The organism is Caulobacter sp. CCH9-E1, from assembly GCF_001556515.1.
In the GTDB taxonomy this organism is placed as follows: Bacteria; Pseudomonadota; Alphaproteobacteria; order Caulobacterales; family Caulobacteraceae; genus Caulobacter.
Genome location: NZ_LSJA01000165.1, coordinates 1 through 4,112, shown reverse-complemented (window position 1 = coordinate 4,112; position 4,112 = coordinate 1). Strand labels below are relative to the sequence as shown.

1 protein-coding gene is annotated in these 4,112 nt (G+C 67.3%); it reads left to right on the top strand.

The genetic code is table 11. The features are described from left to right. Window positions 1-76 precede the first annotated feature (76 nt). Window positions 77-3,979: a LamG-like jellyroll fold domain-containing protein gene (locus tag AX690_RS10375; protein WP_066684919.1), complete on the top strand. Its 3,903-nt coding sequence runs from the start codon at window positions 77-79 to the stop codon at window positions 3,977-3,979. Window positions 3,980-4,112: the final 133 nt, after the last annotated feature.

The following is a 4,112-nucleotide window of genomic DNA, read 5'->3' as shown; positions in this document are numbered from 1 at the left end:
GATGACCCGAACGGCGATCTCGCCGCGGTTGGCGATCAGGATCTTGCTGAACATCGGCTACTTCCGCCCGTCGTTTTTGTGCTTTGCAGCATGGCCTATCAGGCCGCGTCGGGTTTGCAAGCCTGCCCTTACGGCGCTACATCAAGGACAAGGCATGACACCGGTTACCAAAAAACGGGGCCCCGCTGGAGGAGACGTAGTGATGAAGGCGATTTTCCTGGGTTCGGCCTGCGCCCTGATCCTGGCCAATGCGGCCTTGGCCGCGCAAACGCCCGCCGAGCCGGGACTTCTGTTCAAGCTTTCGGGTGACAAGGGCCTCGTCGCGGACGTCGCCGCCGGCGATCCCGTTCCCAACTTCGCCGACAAGGTCACGCCGATCGACGGCAAGGCCGGCAAGGGCTTCCGCGCGGCCGACGACGGCGTCGTCTCATGGAATGCGCCCAGCAACATCCTGGCCCAACGCGGCACGCTCTCGTTCTTCTGGCGCTCGGGTTATCCGGTCGGCGTCGCGCCATTCGTGATCTTCCGCGTCGGCTATGCCGACCACTCCAGCTGGGACATGGCGTTCCTGCGCATCGACTGGAACGGTCACGGCTTCGACGCCTTCGTCACCGACAATGGCCTGGCCCGCACCCGCGTCTCGTTCAAGGTCGACAAGGCCCCCGCCCCCGACGCCTGGACGCACCTGGCCTTCACCTGGGACGAGACGACCGGCGTCCAGCTCTATGTCGACGGCAAGCTGGCTGCCAAGAAGGAGGCCAAGGCCGTCTATGACGCGGGTCTCGACCAGTTCGGCGTCGCCGGCCGGGTGATCGCCCCGCACCAGGTGCAGAGCCGCTACAACTTCACCCGCGGCGGCGACCTCGACGAGCTGCGGGTCTATGACCGCGCCCTGGACGGCTCGGCCATCGCCGCCCTCGCTCGCGACGAGACGCCAACGGTGGCCGCGCCGGTCGCCACGGTCGACGATCCGGCGATCCGGGCCGCCTGGAAGCAGCGCTACGGCTGGAACAAGGACGCGCCGCCCCTCCTCGCCGACGCCCAGACCACGATCCGCAAGGTCGAGATCGCCGACGCCAAGGACATCAAGCAGTGGATGTGGCGCGCCAATGACGGGATCTCGGAAACCACCTGGCCCGGCGTCTACAACCGCTCGCGCCTGCCCGGCCGCGACGACTACTTCCCGCTGCCGGACTGGAACGTCTATGTCGACGGCGGCAAGGCCCTGACCCTGACCCTGCCCGACGAGCCGATCAACCGCCTGGAGATCCAGGGGCCGGCCTATGGCTCGCTCTCCTGGTCGGCCAAGGCGGGCGACAAGGGCGCCAGCGTCGGGACGCGGCCCAAGGACCAGCAGCGCACGGTCACATCCCTCGCCCAACCCCTGAAGGGCGGCGTGCTGACCTTCACGAACGTGGCGCAGGAGACCCCGATCCAGGAGCTCTGGGCCTACAACGTCTCGGCCGGCGCCGAGCCGAAAGACGCCTTCAAGATGAGCTATACGGTCCGCGCCGACGTGGCGCCGGACTATCTGAACCTCGCCGATCTCAACGCCTATATCGCGGGCCGCCACCCGGCGGGCGAGCGCGCCACCGTCGTGGCCGTTCCGGAAGGCGCGCCGACCCGCGCCCGACCCGCCGCCGATCTGGCTGACAAGGGCCTGCCGATCGTCCACGTGCTGATTCCGTCCGGCTTCGGCGACGCGCCGGCCGCGAAGCCCCTGGCCCGCAACTGGGCCTATGGTTGGGAGAACGCCCGCGACGGCCTGGATGGGATCGCCATCGACATCCCCGCCCTGCCCGGCGCGGCGGGAACGATCATCCCGCTGAACATCCAGGTGAAGGACCCGATCTGGCCGGGTCGTAACATGATCGACGTCAGCGTCTCGATGAAGACCGGCGAGGCCCGCACCGTCTGGCTCGACCTGCGCGACCGCATCCTGACCGCCGACAGCCTGTATCTGACCCTCGCCGCCGACAGCGCCGACTTCGGGCCCAAGGCCTTGGACGGCGCCAAGATCCGCCTGGTGCTGAAGGACCGCGACAAGGCCAAGGTCGAGCACATCCAGGACCGCCTGAACCAGGTGAAGGACAACTGGGCCTTCCTGGTCGAGGAGCACACGACCTCGAAGCGCCAGGGCCTTTATCGCCGCCTCTACGCCGACATCTCCGACCTGCTGCGCGTCGATCCCGACAACCAGATCGGTCGCGAGTACTGGGGCGACATCACCTATGGCAGCCAGGGCTGGCCGGCGTTCGAACAGCCCAAGCCCAAGGACGACACCCCGCTGTGGGCCTTCCGGCAGCTGGAGGACCTCAAGCTCGTCTCCAAGTACATCAACTGGTGGATCGACGAGCGCCAGGCCGACTTCGGCGACTTCGGCGGCGGCCTGTCGGACGACAGCGACCTGTTGCAGCAATGGCCCGGCGTGGCCCTGATGGGCGTTCAGCCGGACAAGATCACCCACTCGGTGAATCGCCTGACCGACGCGGTCTACAAGAACGGCATGTTCACCGACGGTCTATCGACTATCGCGACGGACGAGCTCCACGCCTACGAGGAAGGCATCAACTCCAACTCCGTGGCGATGTACGTCAACTACGGCGACCCGCTGGCCGTGGAGCGCCTGTTCACGACGGTGAAGGCCCTGCCCAAGGTGGTCAGCAAGAACCCCGCCGACCACGTCCACTTCAACACCAACTGGTACAGCGGGAAGGTCTTCTACCGAGAAGGCCCGTGGGAATGGCAGAAGCCCTATTCGTTCGGCGTCACCCACCCGTCAATCCTGATCAGCGACTACAACGGCGACCCGACCGCGCGCGACACCGTGATTGGTCTGGCCGATGGCTACCTGGCCCACGTTCGGCCGGACGGCTCGTACCCCAACGAGATCAACTGGCGCACCGACGCCGAGCGGGGCGGCACGGTGCTTCAGGGCTCGGGCGCGGATGGTCCGTTCCAGGTGTTCTGGGCCGCTTATCGACTGACGGGTGATCCGAAGTACCTCGTTCCCGTCCAATGGCGGATCGGCAAGAACGGCCTGAAGTCCCTGGCGGCGGTCAACGAGAACGCGCTGACGGCGATGAGCCTTGGCGAGCCTAACAAGAACGCCCTCGTGAAGGCCGCGGCCAAGGGCGGCGCCTTCGAGCGCTACGCCGCTTGGTCGCTGACGGGCGACAAAAAGTACCTGGAGGATCTCTACGCCCAGGAGATTCAATGGAACGCCCAGCACATGTACATGCACACGGAAGGCCACTGGTGGTCCGACCGGGTGGAGCTGCCGTCCGACTACCTGCAACGCACGCGCCTGGGCGGTATCGCCAACAAGCGCCCGCAGATGACGCCGGGCCACGTCGTCTCCTGGCGCTTCGACAAGGTCGACGGCACGGACGTGGCGCTGCTGGTCAAGGACGCGACCAAGACGAGCTTCAAGGTCATCGCCTACAACACGACCGACAAGCCGGTGACCGCGACCATGACCGGCTGGAACGTCGCGCCGGGTCAGTGGAACCTGGTTGAAGGCCTCGACGCCAATGGCGATGACGCCATCGATGGCGCCGGGGAGGCTCGTTCGGTCGCCTTCGAGCGCAGCCTGGGGACCCGGGTGGTTCTGGCCCCGCGCCAGACGACGGTCATCGACATGACGTTGGAGAAGGCGGGCGATGATCCGGCCAAGCGCGCCGACCTCGGCGTCGGTCGCGGCGATGTCGTGGTGAAGGGCTCGGCCGTCACCGCCATCGTCCACAGCCTGGGCGCCCAGGAAGCCGCGCCGGCCAAGCTCGAGCTGGTCGACGCCTCGGGCAGGGTGCTGGCCAGCGCGCCGACCCCCGCGCTGAAGGCGCCGCGGGACTTGCTGCCCAAGACCGCCTCGATAAAGCTGAAGATCCCGGCCGGCGTGAAGGCCCAGGGCCTGCGGGTGCGGATCGTCACCAGCCAGCCCCAGAACACCCGCCTGAACGACGAGGTCGTGCTGCCATGAGAAAGTCCCTGACGCTGATCGCCGCCGGTCTCTGGCTGGTCGGTGCGCCCGCCCTGGCCCAAACGGCCGCGCCCCCGCCCGCGCCCCATCCCGCCTATTCCGGTCGGGTGATCACCCTGGCCGAAGCCAAGTC